Origin of the sequence: Nitratireductor pacificus pht-3B (assembly GCF_000300335.1) — a bacterium.
Taxonomy (GTDB): Bacteria; Pseudomonadota; Alphaproteobacteria; order Rhizobiales; family Rhizobiaceae; genus Nitratireductor; species Nitratireductor pacificus.
Map to the genome: position 1 here is coordinate 164,483 of NZ_AMRM01000006.1, position 26,598 is coordinate 191,080.

The 26,598-nt window shown below is 66.8% G+C and carries 30 protein-coding genes; 17 read left to right on the top strand and 13 right to left on the bottom strand.

Features of this window, described 5'->3' with window-relative positions:
* The first annotated feature begins 21 nt into the window (after positions 1-21).
* Positions 22-2,619, top strand: a complete 2,598-nt coding sequence (locus tag NA2_RS07255) for a GcvT family protein (protein WP_040677053.1) — start codon at positions 22-24, stop codon at positions 2,617-2,619.
* Here NA2_RS07255 and NA2_RS07260 read toward each other — a convergent pair.
* Both NA2_RS07260 and NA2_RS07265 read right to left on the bottom strand, forming a co-directional pair.
* On the bottom strand, positions 2,570-3,298 hold the full coding sequence (locus tag NA2_RS07260; protein ID WP_008595879.1) for a phosphate/phosphite/phosphonate ABC transporter substrate-binding protein: 729 nt from the start codon (positions 3,296-3,298) through the stop codon (positions 2,570-2,572). The genes NA2_RS07255 and NA2_RS07260 overlap by 50 nt on opposite strands.
* A gap of 68 nt (positions 3,299-3,366) precedes the next feature.
* Positions 3,367-4,380, bottom strand: a complete 1,014-nt coding sequence (locus NA2_RS07265) for a fatty acid desaturase (protein ID WP_008595880.1) — start codon at positions 4,378-4,380, stop codon at positions 3,367-3,369.
* A gap of 202 nt (positions 4,381-4,582) precedes the next feature.
* Here NA2_RS07265 and NA2_RS07270 point away from each other — a divergent pair, with 202 nt between their 5' ends.
* The 3 genes from NA2_RS07270 to NA2_RS07280 all read left to right on the top strand — a co-directional run bounded on the left by NA2_RS07270 (position 4,583) and on the right by NA2_RS07280 (position 8,130).
* Positions 4,583-5,419, top strand: a complete 837-nt coding sequence (locus NA2_RS07270) for a helix-turn-helix domain-containing protein (RefSeq protein ID WP_040677118.1) — start codon at positions 4,583-4,585, stop codon at positions 5,417-5,419.
* Between the two features lie 113 nt (positions 5,420-5,532).
* Positions 5,533-6,552, top strand: a complete 1,020-nt coding sequence (gene bmt / locus NA2_RS07275) for a betaine--homocysteine S-methyltransferase (protein ID WP_008595884.1) — start codon at positions 5,533-5,535, stop codon at positions 6,550-6,552.
* A 168-nt stretch (positions 6,553-6,720) separates the two neighbouring features.
* Complete coding sequence (locus NA2_RS07280) at positions 6,721-8,130, top strand: MATE family efflux transporter (protein WP_008595886.1); 1,410 nt, start codon at positions 6,721-6,723, stop codon at positions 8,128-8,130.
* Here NA2_RS07280 and NA2_RS07285 read toward each other — a convergent pair.
* Positions 8,096-8,581 (bottom strand): hypothetical protein, encoded by a 486-nt coding sequence (locus NA2_RS07285; protein WP_008595889.1) that lies wholly within the window; start codon positions 8,579-8,581, stop codon positions 8,096-8,098. The genes NA2_RS07280 and NA2_RS07285 overlap by 35 nt on opposite strands.
* A 238-nt stretch (positions 8,582-8,819) precedes the next feature.
* Between NA2_RS07285 and NA2_RS07290 the strand changes: the two genes are divergently transcribed.
* Positions 8,820-9,845 carry a DUF1176 domain-containing protein gene (locus tag NA2_RS07290; protein WP_040677121.1) on the top strand — a complete coding sequence of 342 codons (1,026 nt, stop codon included), beginning with the start codon at positions 8,820-8,822 and terminating at the stop codon, positions 9,843-9,845.
* A gap of 33 nt (positions 9,846-9,878) precedes the next feature.
* Here the strand turns inward: NA2_RS07290 and NA2_RS07295 are convergent, their stop codons facing one another.
* From NA2_RS07295 to NA2_RS07325, 7 genes are read right to left on the bottom strand one after another with little or no spacing between them, the layout of a single operon-like run.
* Positions 9,879-10,715, bottom strand: a complete 837-nt coding sequence (locus NA2_RS07295) for an alpha/beta hydrolase family protein (protein WP_040677055.1) — start codon at positions 10,713-10,715, stop codon at positions 9,879-9,881.
* Positions 10,716-10,771: 56 nt separating this feature from the next.
* Positions 10,772-12,382 carry an NTP transferase domain-containing protein gene (locus tag NA2_RS07300; RefSeq protein WP_008595895.1) on the bottom strand — a complete coding sequence of 537 codons (1,611 nt, stop codon included), beginning with the start codon at positions 12,380-12,382 and terminating at the stop codon, positions 10,772-10,774.
* A complete protein-coding gene (locus NA2_RS07305; RefSeq protein WP_008595897.1) occupies positions 12,379-13,098 on the bottom strand; it encodes an XdhC family protein in 720 nt (239 codons plus the stop codon). Before NA2_RS07305 ends, NA2_RS07300 begins: the two co-directional genes overlap by 4 nt.
* Positions 13,098-13,448 (bottom strand): XdhC family protein, encoded by a 351-nt coding sequence (locus tag NA2_RS07310; protein ID WP_008595899.1) that lies wholly within the window; start codon positions 13,446-13,448, stop codon positions 13,098-13,100. Before NA2_RS07310 ends, NA2_RS07305 begins: the two co-directional genes overlap by 1 nt.
* Positions 13,441-14,697: a vWA domain-containing protein gene (locus NA2_RS07315; protein ID WP_008595901.1), complete on the bottom strand. Its 1,257-nt coding sequence runs from the start codon at positions 14,695-14,697 to the stop codon at positions 13,441-13,443. Before NA2_RS07315 ends, NA2_RS07310 begins: the two co-directional genes overlap by 8 nt.
* 1 nt (position 14,698) lies before the next feature.
* Positions 14,699-15,613, bottom strand: a complete 915-nt coding sequence (locus tag NA2_RS07320; RefSeq protein WP_008595903.1) for an AAA family ATPase — start codon at positions 15,611-15,613, stop codon at positions 14,699-14,701.
* A gap of 29 nt (positions 15,614-15,642) precedes the next feature.
* On the bottom strand, positions 15,643-16,137 hold the full coding sequence (locus tag NA2_RS07325; RefSeq protein WP_040677127.1) for a flavin reductase: 495 nt from the start codon (positions 16,135-16,137) through the stop codon (positions 15,643-15,645).
* Positions 16,138-16,385: 248 nt separating this feature from the next.
* Between NA2_RS07325 and NA2_RS07330 the strand changes: the two genes are divergently transcribed.
* Genes NA2_RS07330 through purB form a run of 5 tightly spaced genes read left to right on the top strand, consistent with a single transcriptional unit; the run spans position 16,386 to position 21,114 of the window.
* Complete coding sequence (locus tag NA2_RS07330) at positions 16,386-17,459, top strand: branched-chain amino acid ABC transporter substrate-binding protein (RefSeq protein ID WP_008595907.1); 1,074 nt, start codon at positions 16,386-16,388, stop codon at positions 17,457-17,459.
* Positions 17,459-18,499 (top strand): P1 family peptidase, encoded by a 1,041-nt coding sequence (locus tag NA2_RS07335; RefSeq protein ID WP_008595909.1) that lies wholly within the window; start codon positions 17,459-17,461, stop codon positions 18,497-18,499. The genes NA2_RS07330 and NA2_RS07335 overlap by 1 nt, the downstream gene beginning before the upstream one ends.
* A 2-nt stretch (positions 18,500-18,501) precedes the next feature.
* The gene (locus tag NA2_RS07340) at positions 18,502-19,227 is read left to right on the top strand and encodes a DUF2259 domain-containing protein (RefSeq protein WP_040677132.1); all 726 of its coding nucleotides are present in this window, start codon (positions 18,502-18,504) and stop codon (positions 19,225-19,227) included.
* A gap of 21 nt (positions 19,228-19,248) precedes the next feature.
* Positions 19,249-19,746, top strand: coding sequence for a hypothetical protein (locus NA2_RS07345; protein WP_008595915.1), 498 nt, complete (start codon positions 19,249-19,251; stop codon positions 19,744-19,746).
* A 60-nt stretch (positions 19,747-19,806) separates the two neighbouring features.
* The gene (gene purB, locus NA2_RS07350; protein ID WP_008595916.1) at positions 19,807-21,114 is read left to right on the top strand and encodes an adenylosuccinate lyase; all 1,308 of its coding nucleotides are present in this window, start codon (positions 19,807-19,809) and stop codon (positions 21,112-21,114) included.
* Positions 21,115-21,148: 34 nt separating this feature from the next.
* On the opposite strand, the gene NA2_RS07355 is transcribed toward purB, so the two are convergent.
* Entirely contained in the window at positions 21,149-21,955 is an 807-nt protein-coding gene (locus tag NA2_RS07355; RefSeq protein WP_008595918.1) for a VOC family protein, read from the bottom strand.
* Positions 21,956-22,205: 250 nt separating this feature from the next.
* On the opposite strand from NA2_RS07355, the gene NA2_RS07360 reads away from it, so the two are divergent.
* Positions 22,206-22,754 carry an RBBP9/YdeN family alpha/beta hydrolase gene (locus NA2_RS07360; RefSeq protein WP_008595919.1) on the top strand — a complete coding sequence of 183 codons (549 nt, stop codon included), beginning with the start codon at positions 22,206-22,208 and terminating at the stop codon, positions 22,752-22,754.
* Here the strand turns inward: NA2_RS07360 and NA2_RS07365 are convergent.
* Both NA2_RS07365 and NA2_RS07370 read right to left on the bottom strand, forming a co-directional pair.
* Positions 22,742-23,530, bottom strand: coding sequence for an HpcH/HpaI aldolase family protein (locus NA2_RS07365; RefSeq protein WP_008595920.1), 789 nt, complete (start codon positions 23,528-23,530; stop codon positions 22,742-22,744). The genes NA2_RS07360 and NA2_RS07365 overlap by 13 nt on opposite strands.
* A gap of 7 nt (positions 23,531-23,537) precedes the next feature.
* Entirely contained in the window at positions 23,538-23,858 is a 321-nt protein-coding gene (locus tag NA2_RS07370) for a DUF1476 domain-containing protein (protein ID WP_008595921.1), read from the bottom strand.
* Between NA2_RS07370 and NA2_RS21895 the strand changes: the two genes are divergently transcribed.
* From NA2_RS21895 to NA2_RS07395, 6 genes are all read left to right on the top strand, one after another.
* Positions 23,848-24,033 (top strand): hypothetical protein, encoded by a 186-nt coding sequence (locus NA2_RS21895; RefSeq protein ID WP_157188156.1) that lies wholly within the window; start codon positions 23,848-23,850, stop codon positions 24,031-24,033. The genes NA2_RS07370 and NA2_RS21895 overlap by 11 nt on opposite strands.
* Before the next feature lie 107 nt (positions 24,034-24,140).
* Positions 24,141-24,929, top strand: coding sequence for a phosphoribosylaminoimidazolesuccinocarboxamide synthase (purC, locus tag NA2_RS07375; RefSeq protein WP_008595922.1), 789 nt, complete (start codon positions 24,141-24,143; stop codon positions 24,927-24,929).
* Between the two features lie 36 nt (positions 24,930-24,965).
* Entirely contained in the window at positions 24,966-25,208 is a 243-nt protein-coding gene (gene purS, locus NA2_RS07380) for a phosphoribosylformylglycinamidine synthase subunit PurS (protein WP_008595923.1), read from the top strand.
* A gap of 17 nt (positions 25,209-25,225) precedes the next feature.
* Complete coding sequence (locus NA2_RS07385) at positions 25,226-25,489, top strand: hypothetical protein (RefSeq protein WP_008595924.1); 264 nt, start codon at positions 25,226-25,228, stop codon at positions 25,487-25,489.
* Complete coding sequence (gene purQ / locus NA2_RS07390) at positions 25,486-26,154, top strand: phosphoribosylformylglycinamidine synthase subunit PurQ (RefSeq protein WP_008595925.1); 669 nt, start codon at positions 25,486-25,488, stop codon at positions 26,152-26,154. Before NA2_RS07385 ends, purQ begins: the two co-directional genes overlap by 4 nt.
* Positions 26,154-26,591, top strand: coding sequence for a hypothetical protein (locus NA2_RS07395; RefSeq protein WP_008595926.1), 438 nt, complete (start codon positions 26,154-26,156; stop codon positions 26,589-26,591). Before purQ ends, NA2_RS07395 begins: the two co-directional genes overlap by 1 nt.
* The last annotated feature ends 7 nt before the right edge of the window (positions 26,592-26,598 follow it).

The window sequence follows — 26,598 nt, forward strand, 5'->3', positions numbered from 1 at the left end:
TCATGAAGCGGGAACAACCCCATGAAATCTCACGCAAAAGCGGTGGTTATCGGCGGTGGCGTCGTCGGTTGCTCGGTGCTTTACCATCTGGCGCGGGCCGGCTGGCGCGACGTGATGCTGATCGAGCGCTCGGAGCTGACTTCGGGGTCGTCCTGGCATGCCGCCGGCGGCTTCCATACGCTCAATGGCGATCCGAACGTCGCCAAGCTGCAAGCCTATACCGTGCAGCTCTACAAGGAGATCGAGGAACTTTCCGAGCAATCCTGCGGCTTGCATCTGACCGGCGGCGTGATGCTGGCCGACAGTCCCGAGCGCATGGATTTCCTGCGGCTCGCCCATGCCAAGGGCCGCTATCTGGGCATGGAGACGGAGCTGATCACGCCGTCCGAGGCCAAGGCGATGTTCCCGCTGATGGATGAGCGCCATTTCGTCGGCGCGATGTGGGACCCTGTCGAGGGGCATCTCGATCCCTCCGGCACGACCCATGCCTATGCCAAGGCTGCGCGCAAGCTGGGCGCGGAGATCGTCCTCAGAAACCGAGTCACGGAACTGACGCAAGAGCTTGACGGCACTTGGAATGTCGTCACCGAACAGGGCACGGTCAAAGCCGAACACGTGGTCAACTGCGGCGGGTTGTGGGCGCGCGAGGTGGGCCGAATGGTCGGCCTCGAACTGCCCCTTCTGGCGATGGAGCACATGTATCTCCTGACCGAGCCGATGCCCGAGGTGGAGGCGTTCAACCGCGAGACCGGCCGCGAGATGATCGGCGTCATCGACTTCAAGGGCGAAATCTACACCCGGCAGGAGCGCAACGGCATCCTGCTCGGCACCTACGAGAAAGCCGCAAAGCCCTGGTCGCCGCGCGAGACGCCGTGGGATTTCGGCCATGAGCTGCTGGAGCCGGACATCGACCGCATCGCGCCATCTCTGGAGGTGGGCTTCCGCCATTTCCCGGCGCTCGAGAATGCCGGCATCAAGCAGGTCATCAACGGGCCATTCACCTTCGCGCCGGACGGCAACCCGCTTGTCGGGCCCGTGCAGGGGCTGACCAATTTCTGGTGCGCCTGCGCGGTGATGGCCGGCTTCAGCCAGGGCGGCGGCGTCGGGCTTGCGCTGTCGAACTGGATGGTCGACGGCGATCCGGGTTTTGATGTCTGGGGCATGGATGTCGCCCGCTTCGGCGAATGGGCGAGCCTGCGCTACACCAACGCCAAGGTCCGGGAAAACTACTCCCGCCGCTTCTCGATCCGCTTCCCGAACGAGGAACTGCCGGCCGCCCGCCCGGCCCAGACGACGCCGCTCTACGACGTCATGACCCGCGACAACAATGCCGTGATGGGCGACAGCTGGGGGCTGGAGACACCGCTCTGGTTCGCGCCGCCAGGCATGGAGGCGAAGGACATCGTTTCCTTCCATCGCTCCAATGATTTCGCGCATGTGGGCAATGAGGTGCGCGCCGTCCGCGAGCGGGTCGGCGTGACGGAGATCGCCAATTTCGCCAAATACGAGATTGCCGGGCCCGGTGCCGCGGCGTTTCTCAACCGGCTGATGACCAACCGCATGCCGAAACCCGGACGGATCGTGCTGACGCCGATGCTGAACGAGACCGGCAAGCTGATCGGCGACTTCACCATCGCCAATCGCGGCCCCGACGGTGCCGGCGAGCGCTTCATGGTGTGGGGATCCTCGGCGGCGCAGATCTATCACATGCGCTGGTTCGAGAAGCATCTGCCGGCGGATGGCTCGGTGCGGATTCACCGCTTCGACCAGACCCTGGTCGGCCTGTCGATCGCGGGGCCGCAGGCGCGCGCGGTTCTAGATCAGCTTGCCGATACCGATGTGTCGAAGGAAGCGTTCCGGTTCATGGACTTTCGCGAGATGGCCGTGGCGGGCGCGACCTGCATGGTCAACCGGCTGAGCTATACGGGCGACCTCGGCTACGAGATCTGGATGCCGCCGGCCTATCAGCGCCGGGTCTACGAGGCAATCAAGGATGCGGGCAGCGCACATGGCATCGTCGATTTCGGCATGCGCGCCCTGCTGTGCATGCGACTGGAGAAAAATTTTCCAACCTGGTTTCGCGAGCTGCGGCCGATCTACGGCCCCTTCGAGGGTGCTATGGAGCGCTTCGTCAAGCTGGAGAAGAACGATTTCATCGGCCGGGAGGCGGCGGCGTGGGAGAAGGCGGACGGGCCGAAGCTGCGTCGCGTGTCCTTCATCGTCGATGCGGGCGATGCGGACGTGATGGGCGACGAGCCGATCTGGGCCAGGGTCGGCGACACGGATTACGGCACGGTGGAGAAACTGCATGGCTATGGCGCGCCGCGCTTCGATGCGAGCGGCCGTGCGATTTCGGGCGGCGGCGCGAATGGCCGTGACGCGGACGCTGCAGCCGTTCGCGGCATCAGGGACGGCGCGTGGCGCGTCGTCGGCTGGGTCACCTCAGGCGGCTATGCCCACCATGTGAAGCAATCCATGGCGCAGGGCTATGTGCCCGCCGCGCTCGCGGAGGATGAGAGCGACGGCCTGTTCGAGATCGAGATTCTCGGCCAGCGCCGCCCTGCGCGCATCAACACGCTGCCGCCGTTCGATCCCGATGGGGCGCGGATGCGGAGCTAGTCGCGGCCACCTGGCGCAGAAGCGCCACGGCGTCGGCCGGTGTCGCGCGGCTGGTGATGTAGGGCAGACCGGGACGCAGCGCCGTCCAGCCGACCACGCGCATCTGCCGGGCGGCCGGCTCGAACGCCTGCGCCAGCATCCATGAGCGGCAGTCCACCGAGCAGACATCGGCCTTCCGCGCCGCGACGCAACGGATCGCCGCGCGGTGCGCGCCGGTCATGATGCGCGCGGAGAATATTTCGAGGCCGGCACCCATGGCCTCCAGGTCGTTGGACAGGGCAAGCAGCCCCGACACGGAAAGTGGGTCGTTGTAGGCAAAGCGCTTGCCGCGCAGCCGTTCGACGCAGATGTCGGCCTTGCCGTCGGCCGGCGCAGCGATCTGGTCGCCTCCCTCCTCCGCGCGCATCAGAATGGCGCTCGAATAGAGCACGCCCGCCCCGCCCTCGCAGTCGGAATAATCGGGCTGGCCGACAAGCTCGACATCGTCCTGCAGGCCGGCCTGCATCGGTCCCCAGCAGGTCTGCCCAAGCAGGAGCTGCGGGTCGCGCCAGACGGCGTGCAGATTACCGGGCGGACGGGTCAGCTCGCCGGGTGCGTCGAGACCGGCGGAGCGCAGCGCATCGCGCAGGCCATGCCACTCGGCATCGACCTCCGCCCGGCGCTCGGGCCAGTCATACATGGGCAAGGTTGCGATCAGGGAACTCATGGAACCATAACGGGCGATAATCGACGTGATGGCAAGGAAAACTATTCCTTCGCCGGACGCGCCGGCACCGCGACGCCGCCGGCGCTGCCGAGGGAACGGCCGCGCGCGCGGGGGCTGAAGGCCCGCGGCTTCTCCCGGGCGCGGCGCAGGACCGGATGCGGCACCGGCTCCTTCGGACGGAAGGCGAAATCCTTCAGCAACGCCAGGTAGCCGGGATAGGCGTAACCGCCGTTCATCCGCAGCCACTCGGCGCGTTTCGCCCGGTATAGCGAGGGCAGTCTGTACCAGGGGGCGGACGGCATCTTGTGATGCACCAGATGCAGGTTGTTGTTGAGGAACAGGAGCGCGAGCGGCGAGCGCTCGACGATGATGGTCCGTCCGTCCGGGCGCTCCGACCATTGATGCTCGGCGAAGGTCCGGACGGAGATCAGGGACTGCCCGAGCCAAGCCGGCACAAGCACATAAAGCCACAGCGGCATGGAGAACCCGTAGGCGACGAGCGGCAGGACGACCGCCAGCCCGGCGACATGGAACCCCCACGCCCGACGCACCGCACGGTCGCCCTCGCCGATCAGCTTCGCCTCGGCGGCGAGGAAGCCGATGTTCATGATGACGGGTCCGAGCACGAAGCGGCCGGCCATGGTGTTGTTCACCGCGAGGATCGCCCGCGCCCAGCGCGGCAGTTCCTCATAGCGCCACAGCGCCTTGTAGTAGCTCTCCGGGTCCTCGAACGGATCGGTCAGGCGCTCGTCGGCATGGTGGCGCAGGTGCAGTGCCTTGAACCGGCGATAGGGATAGACCAGACCGATCGGCAGAAACACCAGGGATTCGTTGAGCCTGGCGTCGCGGGTCGGGTGACCATGCAGGCATTCATGCATGAGCGAGGATTGCAGCGCGATGGCGATTGTCAGGAGCGCCAGCGCGGCGAGCGGCCATTGCGGCCACAGAAGAATGCCGGCGGCCAGCCAAAGGCCGTAGCAAGCCACGATCAGAATTAGTGTAGGCCATTCAATCGATAGACGGCCGCCGCCCCGGCGCTTTCCCGTGATGCGCATTCTGTCCCAGTTCCGCGCCGCACCCAAACCCGACATGGCGGCGCTGTTGATTCCTGACAGAAGAGTGTCAGGAGCACCCGCAGGGCTCAACGCGAGACTGCGCACAGAATGTTGACAATGATATCCATGCCCATCATTTGTTTATTAAACGCATCATTTATTGCGACAAATGAACGATTTCGACTTCGAAGGAGCATCCGGCATGGACAAGCGCGACCTTTCCGGCACCTTTCGCGACCGCCTGAAAGGCCTCCTGCAGCGCTCGGGACTGAACCAGTCTGCCTTCGCCGCGGCCGTCGGCATCGACCGGTCCGCCCTTTCGCAACTGCTCTCCGGCGCCTCGGCGCGGCTGCCGCGCGCCGAAACCCTGCTCAGGATCGCGGCGGAGCACCAGGTGTCGCTCGACTGGCTTCTCGGCCTCAGCCAGGACGAGGGCATCACCGGCGAACTGCGCGAGAGCCTCGAGATCACCGAGGCGCGGGGCGGCTTCAACGATACGCTGCTGGCGAAATGGCATGCCGAGGCCGTCGGCACGAAGATCCGCTACGTGCCGGCGGGCATTCCCGACCTGCTGCGCACGGAGGCGGTGATCCTCTACGAGGCGGAGGCGATGCCTCAGAGCCGCACTGCGCAGCTCAGCGAGGCGCAGTACCGGGTCGACTACAACCGGCGCCCGGAGACCGACATGGAAGTCTGCATGCCGCGCCAGACACTGGAACTGTTCGCCAAGGGCGAAGGCATCTGGCGCACCCTGCCCGAGCCTGTGCGCGCCGAGCAGATCGTTCACATGGCGCAGCTGCTGGACGATCTCTACCCGACGTTCCGCCTGTTCCTCTACGACGGGCGCAAACGCTATTCGGCGCCCTACACGGTGTTCGGCCCCTACCGGGCGGCGCTGTATATGGGCGGCATGTATCTGGTGCTGAGCGCCACCAGCTCCGTCACCACGCTGACGCGCCATTTCGACGGGCTGATCCGCGGCGCCGAGATCAACGCGCATGAAGCGGCTGACTTCGTCAAGAGCCTGCGGCTCGGATAGGGTTTCCGGGGGCGCGACCGGCACCCGACCGTGCCGCCGCATTGACCCGCCGTGCAGATTTCTTCATAGCTTTCCCTGCAGGTCATTCTCCCGACAGAAGCGAGGCCACCGCCATGCACAACCCCATCGACGCGCTGATCGCCGAAAAGGGAATTCTGCTTGCGGACGGGGCGACGGGCACCAATCTGTTCGCCATGGGCCTCCAGTCGGGCGACGCACCGGAACTGTGGAACACGGAAGCGCCGGAAAAGATCGAGGCGCTGCACCAAGGGTTCGTGGATTCAGGCGCCGACATCATCCTCACCAACTCCTTCGGCGGCACGCGCCAGCGGCTGAAACTGCACCATGCGCAGGACAGGGTCTTCGAACTCAACAAGAAGGCCGCGGAGATCGCCTGCAACGTGGCGGCGAAGGCCGGACGCCGCGTCATCGTCGCCGGCTCGGTGGGTCCGACGGGCGAGCTTCTCGTGCCGCTCGGCGCCATGACCTATGACGAGGCCGTGGACGCCTTCGCCGAGCAGATGGAAGGGCTGAAGGCCGGAGGGGCGGAAGTCGCCTGGATCGAGACCATGTCGGCGCCGGACGAGATTCGCGCGGCGGCGGAGGCGGCGATCAGGGTCGGCATGCCCTACACCTATACCGGCTCGTTCGACACGGCGGGCCGCACGATGATGGGGCTGGCGCCGAAGGACATCCATGGCGTGGTCGACGGGCTGGCCGAGGCGCCGCTGGCCGTGGGCGCCAATTGCGGCGTCGGCGCTCCCGACATCCTGGCGGCCCTGCTCGACATGTCCGAGGCGAAGCCCGAGGCGACCATCGTTGTCAAGGGCAATTGCGGGATTCCGGAGTTCCGCGGCACGGAAGTCCACTATTCCGGAACGCCTGAACTGATGAGCGAATATGTCCGCCTCGCCGTGGACGGCGGCGCCAGGATCATCGGCGGCTGCTGCGGCACGTCCTTCGAGCATCTGGCCGCCATGCGCGCGGCGCTCGACGGGCACAGGCAACCGGCCGCGCGTCCGGACATCGCGGCGATCGAGGCCCGCGTCGGCCCGATGCGCAACAAGAGTGCCGCGCAGAGCGGCGCCGACAGCGCACCCGCCGGCCGACGCACGCGCCGCGCTCGCGGCTGATGTCGGCATCGATGGCCTGAACGAGGGCCGTTCCGGGCTGGACCAACCAAATCCTCCTTGCCTGTCACGGTTAAGCCTATAAAAGCGATTGACCGCCGAAGGCATTTTCCTTCCGCGTCACTTTCGGTCGTCGTCGAGCATTCCGCCGGCCGCTACGAGGTAAACGACATGACTGTGCTTGCCTCCGGCGCGCGGGCGCCGGCCAATCCGTGGATCGCGGAAGTGCGCGCGACTCTGGCGCTCGCATGGCCGATGGTGCTCACCAACCTCGCGCAGATCGCCATGACCACGACCGACGTCATGATGATGGGTCGTCTCGGACCGCAGGCGCTGGCGGCCGGCACGCTCGGCTACAATCTCTACTTCGCGCCGCTGATCTTCGGCCTTGGCCTGCTTCTCGCCGCCTCGCCGATGATGGCGAGCGCGCTCGGCCGCAAGCTTCATTCAGTTCGCGACGTGCGGCGAACCGTGCGTCAGGCGCTGTGGCTGGCCATCGCCGCCTCGATCCCCATCTGGCTGATCCTCTGGCAGGCGGAGGCGTTCCTGCTCTGGATGGGCCAGGAACCGGCCCTCGCCAAGGTCGCCGCCAGCTATGTGCGCGCGCTGCAATGGGCAGCCCTGCCCTTCTTCGGCTACATCGTGCTGCGTTCCTTCATTTCGGCGCTGGAGCGGCCCGGCTGGGCACTGACCATCATGTTCATCATGGTGGCGTTCAACGTTTTCGCCAACTGGTGCCTGATGTTCGGCAATCTCGGCTTCCCGGCGCTTGGCGTGCCCGGGTCGGGGATCGCCACGACACTTGCGAGCACGCTGATGTTCTTCGGCATGGTCGCCGTCGTTTCGCTGGAACGCCGCTTCCGCCGGTTCCATCTCTTCGGACGCTTCTGGCGCTCCGACTGGCCGCGCTTCCGCGAATTGCTGCGCCTCGGCCTGCCGATCGCCGGTTCGATGACCTTCGAGGTGACGATCTTCAACGCCGCCGCGCTGCTGATGGGCCTGATCAGCGCGCCGGCGCTCGCCGCGCACGCCATCGCGATGCAGATATCCTCGATCACCTTCATGGTGCCGATGGGCCTCAGCCAGGCGGCCACCGTGCGGGTCGGACGCGCTTTCGGCGCGCGCAATGTCGAGGCCATCACGCGCGCCGGCTGGACGGCCTATGCCATCGGCGTCGGTTTCATGGCGCTGATGGGCCTGATGATGATCCTGATGCCGAAGGTGCTGATCGGCGGCTTCCTGGACCTGACGCTGCCGGACAACCAGCAGGTCATCCAGCTTGCCGTGTCGTTCCTGGCGCTGGCCGCCCTGTTCCAGATCTTCGACGGCGCGCAGGCGGTCGCCGGGGGCATGCTGCGCGGGCTGCACGACACGAAGGTGCCGATGATCTACTCGCTCTGCGGCTATTGGGGGATCGGCATGACGCTCGGCGTGATGCTGGCCTTCCCGCTCGACTTCGGCGGCGTCGGCATCTGGATCGGCCTGGTCAGCGGTCTCGCCGTGGTGTCCGTGCTGCTGTTCGCACGCTGGCAGAACCGCAGCAAGCTCATGCCGTGGCTTTACCACGCCCCGGCTTTGTGAGCGGCCGACGCTTCGCCTCATCGATCAGCATGTTGGCCACCTGCATGCGGATCATCGCATGGGCGCGCAGATGCGCCGGCACCCGGTCGGGGTGATTGCGGAAGGCGAAGTCGCGCCGCAGCCGGTCGAGCTTTTTCGGCTCCGCCGTGCCGGCATCGCCGGTGAGGCCCAGTTCGGCGGCGATCTCGTCCGGGTCCGTCGAAGGCGGCTTCACGGTCGGCTTTGCCTGCTTCTGGGTCCGGGGGGGCTCCGGGCGCGGCGCCGCCTGATGGGCGCGGTACTCGGCCTCGGCGCGCTTGTCGGTGAAATTGATCCGGCCGGAGTGAAGCTCGTCGGCGACCGACAGATAGTCGAGCGAACGCGGCGGCCCGACGACCTCGGCCGCCTCGGCCTCGTCGCGCAGAAGCTCGTCAAGAAGAGCCGCGAAATCGCGGCGCGCTCCCGTCGCCATGCCCGTTCCATTCTTGAATCGCCGGCCTGCCGACCGATCATAGGATACTTTCGGCAGATTGTTAGCCAGCACCGGTTAAGAAACATCTGCCGCGGCGCAGTCTATTTGAAGCATCGGCAAAAGGCACCCGGCCTGCGGCGCCGACATAATCTGCCCATTCTGTCGGATCTATTATCGATACCGCTTCGCGTTTCCCTTCGATAGATTCGCGCGGCCGGAACGCTGAGGAGGCTCGATGATGCGATTCGCACTGATTGCGGCTGCGGCAATGGCCGCGTCGCCGGTTCCCGCACTGGCGCAGGAAGCCTATCTCGACGACCGGTCGACGCCGGAAGCGCTCCTGCGCTCGCTCTACAACGCCGTCAACCGCCAGGAATATGCGCGCGCGTTCGACTATTTCTCGACCCCACCGGCCGCCAGCGTCGAGGCCTATGCGGCGGGCTACGCGGAGACGGAACATGTCGCGCTGGCGACGGGTGCGGCCACTACGGAGGGCGCGGCCGGCACCACCTTCTACGCCGTGCCGGTGGCGATCCGCGCACGGGGCAAGGACGGCGGCGAGCAGGTTTTCGCGGGTTGTTACACGCTGCGTCTCTCCAATCCGCAGATCCAGGGCACGCCCTACACTCCGCTGCACATCGAGAAGGCGTCCCTGAAGCGCGCGGAAGGTGCCCTCAACGATGTGCTTCCGGCGCAATGCGGCGACGGCGCGCCCGTGGAAGCAGATGCGGCACTGAGCAACGCCAGGGCGATGTTCGCGGCGACCTATGGCGAGACCTGCACGCTGGCGGGCGATCCGGAAGCCGCGGAGCCGCAGGTCTACAGCATCCCGTTCAACTATTCCTACGAGAGCGCGGACACGCCGAAGCACGAGGCCCGCCTGTTCCGCTTCCTGTGCGATCGCGGTGCCTATAACGAGCTGCATGCCTATCTGCTCGCCGACGAGAATGGCAATGTCTCGCCGCTTCAGTTCGCGACCCCGGAACTCGACATCCAGTATGAGAATGACGACCGGGAGGGCAAAGTCGAGGACCTGCGCATCATCGGCTACAAGACCGACGGTCGGCTGGTGAACTCAGAATACGATCCCGAGACGTTGACACTCCTGTCGCATGCCAAGTGGCGCGGCATGGGCGATGCCTTCTCGAGCGGCAAGTGGATCTTTCGCGAGGGCAGTTTTTCGCTGGTCCGATATGACATGGACGCCTCCTACGACGGCGAGAGCGAGCCCGTGACCCTGCTCGATTATCACAGCGGTCCCTGAGACGCCGGCCACCCCTTCGCCATAGCGCCGCGTTCAGCGCAGCGACAGCATCCAGTTCAGGGTTTCGCGCCAGTCGGTCATGCGGATCGGCGTGCCGTGCGTTCCTGTCTCGAAGCGCACGAAGCGGGCGGGATAGTTCGGCGCGGCCCGGCGGATGCGCTGGAAGAAGGCCTCCTGCTTCTCCACCGCGAAAACCGGATCGCGGCTGCCATGGCCGAAGAAAACGGGCACGCGCCCGGCGAAGGCCGGCGCCTCGAGAAAACCCTCGTCCCACATCGATCCCAGCAGGAGCAGGCCGCCGAGGCGCTTGGCCGTCGCCGGGTCGCTCGCCAGCATCCAGCAGAGAGCACCGCCCATCGAACCGCAGGCGACGAAAACCGGCGCACCCGGGGAGCGCGTGGCGTAGTGGTCGATCAGGGCGGCGATCTCGCGCGCGCCCTGCGCGGAGAAGTCGGAGAAATCGGGCGACAGATACAATCCCCCGGCGTTCGCCATCAGGTTCTTGATGCGGTTGAAATTGCCGCCGAAGGTGAAATCGTCGACGCCCTGCCGGCGGTTGCCGCCCTGCCCATGCAGGTAGAGGACGATGGCGCTGGCGCGCTCGCGCGTCCCGACCGCGACGTGGCGCACGGTGCCGGCGGACGTCCTGAGCGCCAGATCCTCCTGCACCCGGCGCACTCCGGTGGAGATATACCCTCCGTTGACCCGCCTTTCGGGGATGTCGTCGCGTCCGTTGATATCGCGCATCTCGCGATAGTCGACCACGCGGTAGCTCCCGTCGCCGCTGGCGGACAGGAGCGCCGGATAGGCGAACAGCCGGTCCTTTTGCGGAGGAAGCTCGAGCGCATGGGCCGGCTGCGAAAAGACCATGACGGACGCAGCGAACAAAGCCAATTTGCACCAATGGCTTACGGAGGAAATCGAATTCATTGAATCAGCACGCCGCCGGCTTCCTCGAGCGCTTCCGGCGTGTCCACGTCCAGATGCGCCGCGGCGCCCACCTCCACGTCGATGACGGCAAAAAGCCCCTGCTCGACCACATGGCGGGCGCCGGTATCGCCCCGCAAGCGCCCGATCTCGGCAAACAGGGCGCGCGGCAGGAGCACCGGATTGCCGCGCTTGCCATTGTGCGAGGCGCGCACCACGCTGTTGCCGCCCGCCGCGCGGAACGCCTCGATCAGGAGGTCCAGGTCGCCGGCCGTGATGCCGGGCATGTCCGCAAGCACGATCAGGGCCCCGGCCGCATCATCCGGCAGCGCGGCGATGCCCGCGCGCAGCGAACCCGACAGGCCCTCCGCATAGGCGGGATTGACCGCCTCGGCCAATCCAAGCCCGTCGAGCGCCATGCGCACGCGGTCGGCCTGATGGCCGAGCACCGCGACGGCGCCATCGGCCTCGCTGCGCGCAAGCGCCGAGGCCGTGCGGCGCACGAGCGGCGTGCCGTCGAAATCGGCCAGAAGCTTGTTCCCGGCACCCATGCGGCGCGACTGCCCGGCGGCAAGAAGCACGCCCCATACCGGCAGGGCGCGCGCCTGCCGGGCGGGTTCGCGCGGCTGCGGACGGGTCGGGATCTCGGCCAGCAGGCCGCCGACGCCCATGCCCGCAATGTCGGATCCCGTCACGGACAGTCCCGCCATCAGGCGGTCGAGAACCCAGTCGAAGCCGTTGGTCTTCGGACTGCGGGCGCAGCCCGGCGCGCCGAGGACCGGCTTGCCGCCGATCTCGCCGATGACCAGAAGATTGCCCGGATCGACCGGCATGCCGACGCGTTCGACGCGCCCGCCGGCCCGCCGGATCGCCGCGGGAATGACATCGTCCGCGTCGCAGACCGCCGACGCGCCGAAGACCAGAAGAAGATCGCTTTCCTCGACCAGCGCGCCGATGGCCGCCGCGACGGCCTTTTCATCGTGTTCGGGGCGCAGTTCGCGGCCGGGCGCGCTTCCCGAGCGCGCCAGGCGCTCGGCGGTGATGCGCGCCGTCTTGTCGAGCACGCTCGGCTTCAGGCTCGGCAGCACCGTCTGCACCACGCCGACGCGCCGGGCGGCGAAGGGGCGGACGGAGAAGGCGTCCCGCCCCGCCACCGTCTCCGCGGCTTCCGCGATACGCGTCTCCGCGACGGCGAAGGGAATGATCTTGACCGTCGCCACCATCTGCCCGGCACTGACGGCGGTAAAGGGCGGCAGGGTGGCGATGGTGATCGCGGGATCGACGCCGTTGAAGGCGTCGATCATCGCCCTGTCGACGGTGAACAGGCCGGCATTGGCCGCATAGAGATTGACCCGGCCGGTGGACGGTGCGCGCGCCTCGATGCCTGGGGTCACGAAGCTGGCCGCGAGGCGCGCCGCCGCCTCGTCCTCGCCGAGGTCGCCGGGATCCAGGCGCGCGGCGGTCACCGTCTCGACACCGGCAGCCTTCAGCAGCGCGATGTCGCCGGCGGTCAGCCGATGCGCCTTGCGCAGCCGGGTGTCGCCGGCGAGCGTCGCGTGTGCAAGAACCGCGCCCTCGGCGTGGTCTATGGAAACCGGTCCGAACTTCACGCCGCCTGTTCCTTCCCGGCGCCCGTGCGGACCGCCAGACCGCGCGAGCGCAAGGCGGCAATGACCGATCCGAGAACGGCCACCGCGATCTCGGCGGGCGTGGAGGCCCCGATGTTGAGGCCGATGGGCGCCTCGATGCGCGCGAGCGCCTCAGGCGACGCGCCGGCCGCCATCAGCCGCTCGACGCGCTTGGCGTGGGTTTTGCGGCTGCCGAGCGCGCCGATGTAGAAGCATTCCGCATCCAGTCCCGCCAGGATCGCCGGGTCGTCGATCTTCGGGTCGTGGGTGAGCGCGGCCAGCGCCGTATAGGCGTCCAGCGGCGTCCGCTGCAGCACCGCGTCCGGCCATTCGGCATGGAGCGCGACGCCGGGGAAGCGTTCCGGCGAGGCAAAGGCGGTGCGCGGGTCGATGATCGTCAGGTCGAAGCCGGCGAGGCGCGCCATCGGCGCAAGCGCCTGGCTGATGTGGACGGCGCCGATCACCACAAGGCGCGGCGGCGGCAGATGCACGTTGAGGAAAAAGTTCCCGCCGTCGATCTCGACGGCGCCGGAACGGCCCGAGCGGAAGGCGCGGTCAACCGCCTCGCCAAGCGCGCCCGCCACCGTGTCGCCCTCGCGGATCACCCGGTCGCGGCCGCCCGCAAGCTCGGTCAGCAGGATCGCGGCGCGGCGTTCGCGGCGCAGGGCGTTGAGTTTCTTGAGCGACAGCGGATCCATCAGCCCAGCCTCTCGACATAGACCCTGATGCGCCCGCCGCAGGAGAGACCCACTTCCCATGCGGTCTCGTCGGCGACGCCGAATTCCAGCATCCGAGGCGTGCCCTGCGCCAGGACGTCGGCCGCCTCGGCCACCACCGCCCCCTCCACGCAGCCGCCGGAAACCGAGCCCTCGAAATTGCCTTCGGCGTCGATCACCAGATGGCTGCCGACCGGGCGCGGCGCCGATCCCCAGGTCTCGACCACGGTGGCGATCGCCACGTCCCTGCCGGCCTTCATCCAGTCCTCGGCGATCATCAGGGGATCGCCCCGGGCGGTGGACGGGCTGAGCGGTTCGGTGATGTCAGGCATTGGCATTTCTCCCATCTCCCATATGGGCATGACGATGCCCCGGTGCCAAGTCCCCGAAACGCCTTCCTGGAGCCTGCAGGGCGGCGCAAAGGTCGGACAGCGCATCGAGGGAATGAACGGGGCGCAGTTCGTCCACATGAGGCAGCATGGCGCGCATGCCGCGCGCACGCGGCTCGAACCCGTCGAAGCCGAGCAGCGGGTTGAGCCAGATCAGCCGGCGGCACGATTTGTGAAGCCGCTCCATCTCGCGCGACAGGACCTCGATGTGGTCGCGCTCCAGCCCGTCGGTGATCAGAAGGACGATGGCGCCCTGTCCCAGGACGCGCCGCGACCAGAGACGGTTGAACGCCTCCAGCGCCGTGCCGATGCGCGTGCCGCCCGACCAGTCCCGGACGGCTTTCGACGCCTCGGCGAGCGCCTCGTCGGGATCGCGGCGGGTCAGCGGACGGGTGATGTTGGTGAGCCGCGTGCCGAAGGTGAAGCTCGCGACGCGGCGGCGCTTCTCGGTCAGCGCATGAAGGAAATGCAGGAAGATGCGCGAATACTGGCTCATCGAGCCGGAGATGTCGACCAGCGCCACCAGCGGCGGGGCGGTGCGCCGGGGCGAGCGGAATTTCGGCAGGATCAGGTCGCCGCCGGTCCGGAGGCTGAGGCGCAGCATGGCGCGCGGATCGACCCGGACGCCGCGCGGATCGGGCCGGAAACGGCGGGTCGCCACCCGGTCGAAGGGCAGGACGAGATCGCGCAGGGCAAGCCGCGCCTCGGCCAGTTCCGCCGCCGACATCTGGGCGAAATCCCGGCGGCGCAGAACCTCCATCGCGGTAAAGGAAAGCCGCGCGTCCAGCTCGAATTCGGGTTTCCTGCGCAGGATGCCCCGCCGCTCCTCGTCTAGCGCATCCTCGGCCCGGCGCGCGGCGGTGCGCGGCTTCTCGCGCAGCACCTCGGCCTCCTCGCCGCCATCGTCGGAGATGTCGCGCTCCTCGCGGCGCGCCCAGTAGAGGCGGAACGCCTCCTCGAACAGCGCATGATCCTCGCGGCGCGAGACCAGCGTCGCATGCAGCGTCCAGTAAAAATCCTCGCGCCGCTCGATGCCGACCGCCAGAACGGCCTGGATCGCGTCCATCACGGCGGCCGGGCCGACCCGCATACCGGCGCGGCGCAGCACGCGCGCGAAACCGACGATCCGGTCGGCGAGGCGCGCCGATGGCGGCTGGCTGCGGGATCGCGCGCTGTCGTTTCGGGCCGTCACGCTATCCGGCCTTCACCGCGTCCAGAACGTTCTGTCCCTCGCCCTCCTCCAGGCGGGCGATGTCGTCCTGGTATTTCAGGAGAACGCCCATCGTGTCCGAAACGGTGTCCGCGTCGAGCCGGTCCCTTCCGAGCGCCGTCAGCGCGGTCGCCCAGTCGATCGTCTCGGCGACGCCGGGAGCCTTGAACAGGTCGAGCTCGCGCAGCTTCTGGGCGAAAGCCACCACCTCTCCGGCGAGCTGCCGGTTGGCATGCGGCACCTTGCGGGCAAGGATCTCCAGCTCCCGCGCCGCATCGGGGTAATCGACCCAGTGATAGAGGCAACGCCGCTTCAGGGCGTCGTGGATCTCGCGCGTGCGGTTGGTGGTGATGACGACGATCGGCGGTTCCTCGGCGCGGATCGTGCCCAGTTCGGGGACGCTCACCTGATAATCGGAAAGGACCTCGAGCAGATAGGCCTCGAACGCCTCGTCGGCACGGTCGAGCTCGTCGATCAGGAAGACCGGCGCGCCGCCAGGCCCGCCTTGCAGGGCTTCCAGAACCGGACGGCGGATCAGGTATTTTTCCGAGAACACACCGCTCTCCATCTCCGAGCGGTCCCGAATGCCGGCGGCCTCGGCAATCCGGATCTCGATCATCTGCGCAGCGTAATTCCACTCGTAGACAGCCGACGAGACGTCGAGGCCCTCATAGCATTGCAGGCGGATCAGGCGCCGCCCGAGGCCCGCGGCCAGCACCTTGGCGATCTCGGTCTTGCCGACCCCCGCCTCGCCTTCGAGAAACAGCGGACGCTGCATGGTCAGGCCGAGGAAAAGCACGGTCGCCAGCGCGCGGTCGGCCACGTAGCCGCCGGCGGTCAGGAGGTCCAGCGTCTGGTCGATGGAGTGCGGGAGTGGCTGGGGTTTTGCGTCGGACATCCTGCCCCCGGTCTGCATTTCAGGTAGCCCTACAATACCCGGTAACCGCGATCATGATAGAGGAGTGGACGCAGATTTGCGCCGATGCTGAGACCCGCGACCCGGCCGAAATGGACGCGATGCGTCGCCAGATCGACCGTCTGGACGATGTGGCAGTCGAAGACGGCGACGGCCCCCGGCAGCGTCGGTGCGCCGGTCGCAATGGTTTCCCATTCGGCGAGGCCGAAGCGCTCTTCCGGCGGCAGGCCGGTCAGGCCGGAGAAGGCATTGGATAATTCCTCATGCTCCGCCGCCAGCGTGTTCAGCGCGAAGACGCCATTTTCGGCGAAACATGCGTTGCTGGGGTTTTCGCGGTTGAGGCAGACGAGAACGGTCGGCGGGTTGTCGGATACCGAACAGGCGGCGATCGCCGTCACGCCCCGGCGGCCGGCCGGGCCGTCGGTGGTGACGACATGCACCGCACCGGCAAATCGGGCCATGGCATCGCGATAGTGGCGCGGTTCGATCTCGTTTGTCTTCAACACAATCAAATCTTTCAACTCTTTGCGTGCGATATAGGTTCGGAGAAGAGCCTTACCAAGGAGCAGCCGGGGCCGACAGGCCAAATCGGCGGAAACCGGTACGCCAGGCAACACCGCAGGACGCCGCCGGACTTGCCGCCCCAGGCAGGGCTGTTTACCAGTTTGGCGGCTTTTGGGGTTAAGCTGCCTGTGCGGGCGGCGTGATTCTCGTGCTACTGCGTGACCATCAACCGGGTGATCGACTTTCGGACATGCGCTGCCTCGCCTTCATCATGCTGCTGCCCATCGCGCTTTCCTGGTCGCCGCACGCCATGGCGCAGGACATTTCCCTCGGCGTGGCGGCGCCGCTCAGCGGCGGCTTCGCGACGCTGGGCAGGCAGATGCTGAATGGCGCGCGAACCGCGGCGGCCAGCCAGGACATGCCCGGAGCGATCGTCGAGGCGGACACCGCCTGCAGCGCCGAAGGCGGCGCCCAGGCGGCACGGATGCTGATCGAGCGCGAGGTGGATGTCGTCGTCGGGTTCCTTTGCACCGATGCCGTCGAAAGCGCCCTGCCCCTGTTCAAGGAAGCCGGCATACCGGTCGTCACGCCCGGTGTCCGTACTGCGACCCTGACCGACCAGCGCGAGCGCACGGGCTGGCCGATCTTCCGCATCGCGCCGCGCGCCGACGCCGAACGCGACGCCGTCGCCACCCTTCTGGTGGACCATTGGCGCCGGGATTTTTTCGCAATCGTCGACGACGGCACGATCTATGGCCGGGAACTGGCGGAAACGTTGCGCGCGGCAGCCGAACTGAACGAATTGAAGCCGGTCTATGTCGATACGTTCCGGCCGCAGCTCGACAACCAGATCGGCTTGGCGGGTCGGCTGCGCCGCGCCGGCGCGACGCACGCCTTCGTCGGCGGAGACCGCAGCGACATCGCCATCCTGTCGCGCGACGCGAGGGGGATGGACTACGCGCTCGTGCTCGCCGGCGGCGAAGCGCTCAGGGCGGAAGACAGCGCCGTGCCGCTGGCGACCGGTACGTTGATGGTCGGCCTGCCGCGCTGGGCCGACATCGCGTCAGACAATGCCCTCAAAGCGCTTGCCGACGCCGAGATCGAGCCGAATGGCTATGTGCTGCCGGGCCTTGCGGCGGCGCAGATCGCCATCGCGGCAGCGCGTGCCGCGGCGAGCGCCGGAAGCAGCATCGGCGAAACCCTTTCGTCCGGCTCCTTCGCGACGGCCATCGGCGACATCTCCTTCGACGCCAAGGGCGACGCGACCGTCGAATTCTACCGCCTGTTCCGCTTCGACGGCGAGACCTTCGTGGAGGTCGAGTGATGTGGCGCCCGGGGCCGCGCAATCTGATCACCGATGTGGCGGGGCTGACCGTCGGCAACCATTCCGACGCCACCGTCAAGTCCGGGGTCACTGCGGTCCTCTGCGACCGGCCGGCCGTTGCCGGGGTCCAGGTTCTGGGCGGTGCACCGGGAACGCGCGAAACGGACCTGCTCGAACCGCACAATCTGGTCGAAGCCGTCGATGCGATCACGCTGTCGGGCGGCTCGGCCTTCGGCCTCGACGCAGCGGCGGGCGTGCAGGCGGCGTTGCGCGAAATGGGACGGGGCTTCGAGATCCTGGGCTTCCGCGTGCCGATCGTGCCGGCGGCGATCCTGTTCGACCTGCCGAATGGCGGCGACAAGGACTGGGGCCGCTTTCCACCCTATCGCGATTACGGCTTCGCGGCCGCGATGGCGGCGGACGAGGACTTCGCGCTGGGCAGCACCGGCGCCGGCACCGGCGCCAGCACGGTCGGCCTGAAGGGCGGACTGGGCTCCGCCTCCACCCTGCTCGACAACGGCGTCACCGTCGGCGCGCTCGTCGCCGTCAACGCGGTCGGATCGACCACCATCGGCGGCACGCCGCATTTCTGGGCGGCGCCCTACGAGATCGGCGACGAGTTCGGGGGCCTCGGCCTGCCGCACCCCATGCCCGACGATGCGCGGGCGGTGACGACCAAGATGCGCGCGGCCGCCGGGTCGAACACCACGATTGGCGTCATCGCCACCGACGCCAGGCTGGACAAGGCGGCGGCGAAGCGGCTGGCGATCGCCGCCCATGACGGGTTCGCCCGCGCGATCTGGCCGGCACACACGCCGGTAGACGGCGATCTGGTCTTCGCGCTGGCGACGGGCCGGAACGAGACCCCGCTCGACCTTGCCGACACGATCGACCTCGGCGCGGCGGCAGCCAGCACGATGGCGCGCGCCATCGCGCGCGGCGTTCACGCGGCAACGAGCGCCAAAGGTGATATAAGTCCGGCTTGGGATGCGCGTGCCCGCCAGTGGATGGCGGCGCACGGTGCCACGAAAGGACGATGATCATGACCCTTCTTCGCCTGATCGCCGGTGCAGCGCTGTTCGCGATTGCCTGCGGCACAGCGCGGGCCGGCGACACCGCAACGGTCGAGATTCTCGGCTTCAGCGCCGATGGGGGCATCTTCGCCTTCGAGGAATACGGCATGCAGGACGGTTCGGGCTTTCCCTATGCCAACCGCTACTACATCAACACCGCCAGCGACAGTTTCCTGCCGGGCACGCCGGTGCGGGTGCGCATTGACCAGGACGGCGCGGCGATTGTCGATGCGCGGTCGCAGGCACGCGCGCAGGCCCAGTCGGTGATCGGCGACGCCGTTCTCGCCGAGAACCGCGGCTTCACCGCCGGCTGGAACAGTGTCACGGAGCGCTCCTCCGACCCGTTTCGCATCGAGGTCAATCCGCGCCCGGTGTTTCCGCCCATCGACGAGCCGCTGGAGTTCCGGCTGACCGAACTGCCGATGCCGGACGCCGCGCAGTGCCACGGGCTGGGCGAAGCGGCGGGCTTCCGCCTGATGCGGGTGGGCACGGCGCCCGGCACGCAGACCGACATCGTGCACGAGGACACCACCATTCCGACCAGCCGGGGATGTCCGCTCGGCTATGGCCTTGCCGGCGTTCAGACCTTCCATCCCGCCGGCGGCGCGCCGGTCTTCGCGGTGATCATCGCGATCAGGGCGCTTGGTTTCGAAGGACCCGACCACCGGTTCATCGCCGTGACCGGGGCGCTTTGAGACGATGCGTTTCCAAAGCCGATGAGCATTGCGTTAGCGACTGTCCGTGACTGGCTTCCACCGCCGCGCGCGGCGCTGCTCGGGGCGCTGGTCTGGGGCGCGGCCATGGGCGTCAACGCATTCGGTTTCCTGTGGTTTTCGGAGTGGCAGACGCCGCTGCGGATGCTCGCCATCACGTTCATCTTCGCTCTCGGGGCGGCAATCGCCTTCCCCATCGGCCAGATCATCGATCGCGCACTGAGCAGGAGCGAGCGCCCCGAGAAGCGGTTTGCCGCCGCCTTCCTCGCCTTCTCCACCGCGACGGTCGGCACGACGGCGCTGGTCTATGCGCTGCAGTACCGGATGTACTACGCGCAATGGCATGGCGAGCTGTTCACGCTGCAATGGGTGCTGGAGTTCGTCTTCACCACGCTCGGCGCCTTCTACCAGTTCGCGGTGCTCGGGTTGCGCATCTATTTTCCCTGGGGATTTGCGGCACTTTTCCCCCTCTGCATCTTCTATGCGGCCAAGCCGCGTTGAGCAAAGCGCCCTCCTCTGGTACGGAGACGCCAACTCAACCGCAATGAAGGCAAGGCACGCATGATCCCGCGCTATTCGCGGCCGGAAATGGTCGCCATCTGGTCGCCCGAGACCAAGTTTCGCATCTGGTTCGAAATCGAGGCGCATGCCGCCGACGCCATGGCCGAACTCGGCATCGTGCCGAAGGAAGCCGCAAAGATCATCTGGGACAAGGGCGGCAAGGCCGTCTTCGACATCGACCGCATCGACGAGATCGAGCGCGAGACCAAGCATGACGTGATCGCCTTCCTGACGCATCTGGCCGAGATCGTCGGACCCGAGGCGCGCTTCGTCCACCAGGGCATGACATCGTCCGACGTGCTCGACACCTGCCTCAGCGTCCAGCTTGCACGGGCCACCGACATCCTGCTCGACGGTCTCGACAAGCTGCTCACTGCACTCAAGAAACGCGCCTTCGAGCACAGGGACACGGTCACCATTGGCCGCAGCCACGGCATCCATGCGGAACCGACGACCTTCGGCCTCAAGCTGGCGCAGGCCTATGCCGAGTTCGAGCGCTGCCGCGAGCGGCTCGTCAATGCGCGCGCCGAAATCGCCACCTGCGCGATTTCCGGCGCCGTCGGCACCTTCGCCAACATCGATCCGCGCGTCGAGGCACATGTGGCGGAAAAGATGGGCCTTCTGCCCGAACCGGTCTCGACGCAGGTGATCCCGCGCGACCGGCACGCCATGTATTTCGCCACGCTGGCGGTGATCGCCTCTTCCATCGAGCGGCTGGCGACGGAAGTGCGCCATCTGCAGCGCACCGAGGTTCTCGAGGCGGAGGAGTATTTTTCGCCCGGCCAGAAGGGTTCCTCGGCCATGCCGCACAAGCGCAACCCGGTGCTGTCGGAGAACCTGACGGGCCTGGCGCGCATGGTGCGCGCCTATGCGATGCCCGCCATGGAGAATGTCGCGCTGTGGCACGAGCGTGATATCTCGCACTCCTCCGTGGAGCGGATGATCGGTCCTGATGCGACCGTGACGCTCGATTTCGCGCTCGGCCGCCTGACCGGCATGATGGAGAAGCTCGTCGTCTATCCGGAGACCATGCAGAAGAACATGGACCGCTTCCGCGGCCTCGTGCATTCGCAGCGCGTGCTGCTGGCCCTCACCCAGGCCGGCGTCAGCCGCGAGGATTCCTACCGGCTGGTGCAGCGCAACGCCATGCGGGTGTGGGAACAGGGCGCGGACTTTCTCGAGGAACTCCTGGCCGACAAGGATGTCCGCGCCGCGCTTTCCGAGGAGGAGATCCGCGACAGGTTCGACCTCGGCTACCACACCAAGCATGTGGAGACGATCTTCCGCCGGGTCTTCGGCGAGGCATAGGAGCCGCGTTCCCGTCGCGCCGGCCCGCTGTTTCTCAGGCCGGCGCGACGCGGATCAGCGTTCCCCACGGATCGGCGAACTCCTTCTCCTGCGTGGCGTTGCTGCTCGAAAGCCTCACCCATGACAGGCCGGCGCGATGCGGATCGCGCCCCGCAGCGCCGGCGCTGCGCCAGGAATTGGCCCCGATATGGTGGTGATAGCCGCCCGTCGCCAGAAACACCGCCCTGTCGCCGTAGCGCGCCATGGTCTCGAAACCCTGGGCTTCATGCCACCATTCCTCCGCCGTCGCGGGATCGCCGACCCGCAGATGGACGTGCCCGACCACCGTGTTTTCCGGCGCGCCGCGCCAGCCCTCGTCTCCCTCGGGCATGGTCGCCAGAAGGCTCTGAAAATCGAGGGGGTTGGTGGCCATTGCGATGCCGTCGCCGGTTTTCGTCCAGCTTTCGGGCGCGCGGTCGGCATAGATCTCGATGCCGTTGCCTTCCGGGTCCGAGAGATAGAGCGCCTCGCTGACCAGATGGTCCGACGCTCCTTCCAGCCGCAGATTGCCGTCGCGGGCGAACAGTGCCCAGCGCGCCAGGTCCGTGCGTTCCGGCAGAAGGAAGGCGGTATGGAACAGGCCGGCCTGTCGCGGGTCGTCCGGTGTGGCTGAGGCGTCTTCCTCGATCTCCAGCAGCGTGCGCCCGCCTGCCCCCAGGGCGATCATGCCGCCCTGCCGGGAGATTTCGACAAGCCCGATGACGTCTTTGTAGAACCTGGCCAGCGCCTCGCCGTCGCGCGCCCTGAGACCGACACTCGCGACGCTCACAGGCGTGGTGGCGGCGAAGGGTAAAGTGTTCATTTTCAATCTCCTGCCGTTCGATCCTGACAGATCGATTCACCCGTCCGCAGGCCACCGGCTCCACCGACGGGTGCTGGATTTGTCCTGGTTCATAGCTGGGCCTCTTCCATGGCCGTGGCAAGCTCCGGGTTGCGAACAGCCTGTTCACAATATCCAACCCTATTCGAGGACTTCGTTCAATCAACCCATATGATCCACGCCCGGCGCCCGACGGTTGCATCCGGCGCCCGGCATGGCTACATGCGCGGCCATGAAAGCATCAGACGCCGATATCCTCATCATCCCCGGCTACACCAATTCGGGGCCGGACCACTGGCAATCGCGCTGGCAGTCGCGCCTGTCGACCGCGCGGCGCGTCGAGCAGGAAGCCTGGTCGAAGCCGGTGCGCGAGGACTGGGTGGCGAAGGTCGTCGAGGCCGTCAACGAGGCGGACAAGCCGGTGGTCCTGGTGGCGCACTCGCTGGGTGTCGCCGCGGCCGTCCAGGCGATCCCGGCGTTTCGCAAGCCGGTCGCCGGCGCCTTTCTGGTCGCGCCGCCCGACGTCGCCAATCCGAACATCAGGCCGAAGCACCTGATGACGTTCGGTCCCTATCCGCGCGACCCGCTGCCCTTTCCGTCGATCACCATCGCCAGCCGCAACGACCAGTTCGGCGCATTCGAGGCGGCGGAAGAGATCGCCGCCGCCTGGGGATCATTGTTCCTCGACGCGGGCGAAGCCGGCCACATCAATGCCGAATCGGGCTTCGGCCCGTGGCCCGAAGGTTCGATGACCTTCGCGCATTTCCTTCAGAGGCTCTGACCCGGAGCGCCAATCCCGCTGCGCATCGCCGCGAGAATGGAAGAACCGCCCTGCGCCATATACGCCGCCTCGGAACCAGAGGCGATGAGCCGGTAGCCCATGGCGTGATAGCGCCCCGCCAGCTGCGGATCGGCCGCGTAGATGGCGGCATGCCTGCCGGCCGCTCGCGCTTTCCCGGCGATCGAGGCGATGGCCGGCATGATGTCCTCGAGCGTGTGATCGACCACCCGGCCACCGGTCCAGGCGATCGAAAAGTCAGAGGGTCCGACGAGGACCCCGTCGATGCCCTCGACGCCGAGAATGTCGTCAACAGCGGCAAACGCGGCGCGCGTTTCGATCATGGCGAAGGAGAACGTCTCGTGATTCGCGGTCTCGAGCCAGTTCTGCTGGTTCGTGGCGCCACTGCGCGGCATGGCGAAGCTCGGCCCCCAGGAACGGCCTCCTTTTGGGGGATACTTCATCGACGCGGCAAAGGCCCTCGCGTCGTCGACGCTGTTGATCATCGGCGCGATGACCGCCTCGGCGCCGAAGTCGAGCGCGCGGCTTGCCATGTCGAAGCGCCCCACCGGAATGCGCACGAGGGGATGCGCGCCGCGCAGACGAATACCGGCGATGTCGCGCAGAACGCTGTCTTCGTGATGGCCGCCATGCTGCATGTCCAGCGTGACGGCGTCGAAGCCCAGCCCGGCAACGAGTTCGACGGTCAGCGAATCGGGAATGGCGGACCATGCGGAGAAAACCGCCTCGCCAGCCCCGAGGCGCGCGGCGAGCGACATCCGGCGCCTACTCGCTCTTGATTTGCTCGATGGCCTGGTTGAGCAATTCGTCCATGGTGCGGCGCAGCTGGTGATCGGACTGGTCGACGCCGGCGGCATCGAAATCCTTGCGCACCTTGCGGAACACGTCGTGGTCGCCGGCTTCCTCGAAGTCGGAATTGACCACTTCGCGGGCATAGGCTTCAGCCTCGTCGCCGGTCTTGCCCAGCTTTTCGGCGGCCCACAGACCGAGCATCTTGTTGCGGCGCGCCATCGCCTTGAACTTCAGGTTCTCGTCGTGGACGAACTTGTTCTCGAACGCGTCTTCACGGTCTTTCATGCTGGCCATCAATAAATCCTCCGGCTCGGGCACCGTCATGGCGGTGCGAAGAAACAACTGGGTCGGCAAGCAGAAACCAGATGGCCGCGGCCCGGTCAATACGCTCGTTTGGCACATGGGCGGGTTTGCCGGCGGTTTGCCGTTCAGGGGGAAAGACACCCGCCGGAGCAAATGGCAATTGTGATGCGGCCGGGTTTGCGCTAGAGACCGCGTGACATAACGCATCTTCAAGAAAAGCCGCGCCGCGAAGCTTCATCGCGAAGCTCTCCCGCCGAGGCACCAGGGACAGCCATGAACCGTCGTCGCCGCATCTATGAAGGCAAGGCCAAGATCCTCTACGAGGGGCCGGAGCCAGGAACGCTGATCCAGTTCTTCAAGGACGACGCGACCGCCTTCAACAAGAAGAAGCACGAGGTGGTGGACGGCAAGGGCGTGCTGAACAATCGGATCTCGGAATACATCTTCGAGCATCTGAACCGGATCGGCATCCCGACGCATTTCATCCGCCGGCTCAACATGCGCGAGCAGTTGATCAAGGAAGTCGAGATCATTCCGCTCGAGATCGTCGTGCGCAACATCGCGGCCGGTTCGCTGGCCAAGCGCCTCGGCATCGAGGAAGGCACCGTCCTGCCGCGCTCGATCATCGAGTTCTACTACAAGGCCGACGCGCTCGACGACCCGATGGTCTCCGAGGAGCACATCACGGCCTTCGGCTGGGCGAGCCCGCAGGAGATCGACGACATGATGGCGCTGGCCATCCGCGTCAACGACTTCCTGACCGGCCTGTTCCTCGGCGTCGGTATCCAGCTGGTCGATTTCAAGATCGAATGCGGGCGGCTGTGGGAGAACGACATGATGCGCGTCGTCGTCGCCGACGAGATCTCGCCCGATTCGTGCCGCCTGTGGGACACGGTCACGCAGGACAAGATGGACAAGGACCGCTTCCGCCGCGACATGGGCGGCCTGGTGGAAGCCTATCAGGAAGTGGCGCGGCGACTCGGCATCATGAACGAGAACGAGCCGCCGCGCGGCAGCGGGCCGGTGCTCGTTTCCTCGAAAGACAACAAGACGCGCCACTGAACCGGCGCGCGTGACCGACAAGCAGGGAGTTTCATCGTGATCAAGGCCCGCGTCACCGTGACGTTGAAGAACGGCGTCCTCGACCCGCAGGGAAAGGCCATCGGCGGCGCCCTTTCGACGCTCGGCTTTTCCGGCGTCGGCAGCGTGCGCCAGGGCAAGGTGTTCGATCTGGAACTCGACGGGTCGGACAAGGCGAAGGCCGAGGACGAGCTCAAGGCCATGTGCGAGAAGCTTCTGGCGAACACCGTGATTGAAGACTACACTGTTTCCGTTACCTGAGGTTGCGGAGAATCACCATGGGCGAGGTCACCAACGAACTGCTTTACGAGGTCCTTAAAAGCGTTCAGGGGCGACTCGACAAGATGGATGCCGGCCAGTCGGAGATCCGTCAGGAGCTAATCTCCATGCGCGGGCATCTCATTGCGATCCAACAGGATACCCATAACATCTACGGGATGCTGGCGCGGCATGAAGACCGTCTGGAACGCATAGAACTCCGTGAACTGGCCGAAGGCCCGCAGAAACCGTACGATCCCAGCCCGAGCGATCAGACCCCATGAAATCAGCCGTTATCCAGCTTCCCGGACTCAACCGCGACCGCGACATGATCGCGGCGCTGACACAGGTTTCCGGCAAGGCGCCCATCACCGTCTGGCAAACCGAGACCGAACTGCCCGACGTCGATCTGATCGTCATTCCCGGCGGCTTCTCCTATGGCGATTATCTGCGCTGCGGCGCGATCGCCGCGCGGATGCCGGTGATGGCGGCGGTGGCAGAAAAGGCGCGGCAGGGCGTTCTCGTGATGGGCGTCTGCAACGGCTTCCAGGTGCTGCTGGAGATGGGCCTCCTGCCCGGCGCACTGATGCGCAACGCCTCGCTGAAATTCGTCTGCCGCGAGGTCAGGCTGGAGGTCGCCAACGCCAACACCGCCTTCACGCGAGGTTACAGCCAGGGCCAGATCATCAGCTGCCCCGTCGCGCATCACGACGGCAATTATTTTGCCGAACCAGAGACGCTGAAGCGCATCGAGGGCGAAGGCCAGGTCGTGTTCCGCTATGCGGAGGGCACGAACCCGAATGGCTCGATCGACGACATCGCCGGCATCATCAGCGAAAGCGGCAATGTGCTCGGCCTGATGCCGCATCCGGAAAACCTGATCGAAGCGGCGCATGGCGGGTCCGACGGGCTTCCCCTGTTCGAGGGCCTGCTCGGGAAAGCCGCCTGATGCGCCGCGCCGGCCCCTCCGGACCGGTTGCGCCATTTTTCTCTGTTCTCCTGAAAAGCGGCGTCGCCGCCGCAGTCTTGCTCCTGGCCGCCTGCCAGAGCGAGCCGATGGGCGGACCGCTGGCGCTGGAGGTTTCAGCATCGAACCCGGTTTCGGCGCTGCAGCGCGTGAACAATGCCGGCGCCAAGTGCTGGATCCGCTCGGGCGACCGGCGTTTTCGCGGCCTCTACATGATTCCCGAACTCGACACGGCGGTCGGAAAGCCCAGGCTGTTGATCCTGCGCTCGGACAAGAAGCAGGGGTTGCCCCTGCTCGTCATCGAGGCCTCCGGCCCGCCGACGAAGATCGTCACCTACGGCCCCCTCGCCTCCGGCGCCACGGGGGCGCGCGTCAATGCCGACATCATGCGCTGGTCGAGCGGTCCAGACGGTTGCTAGGAGGATT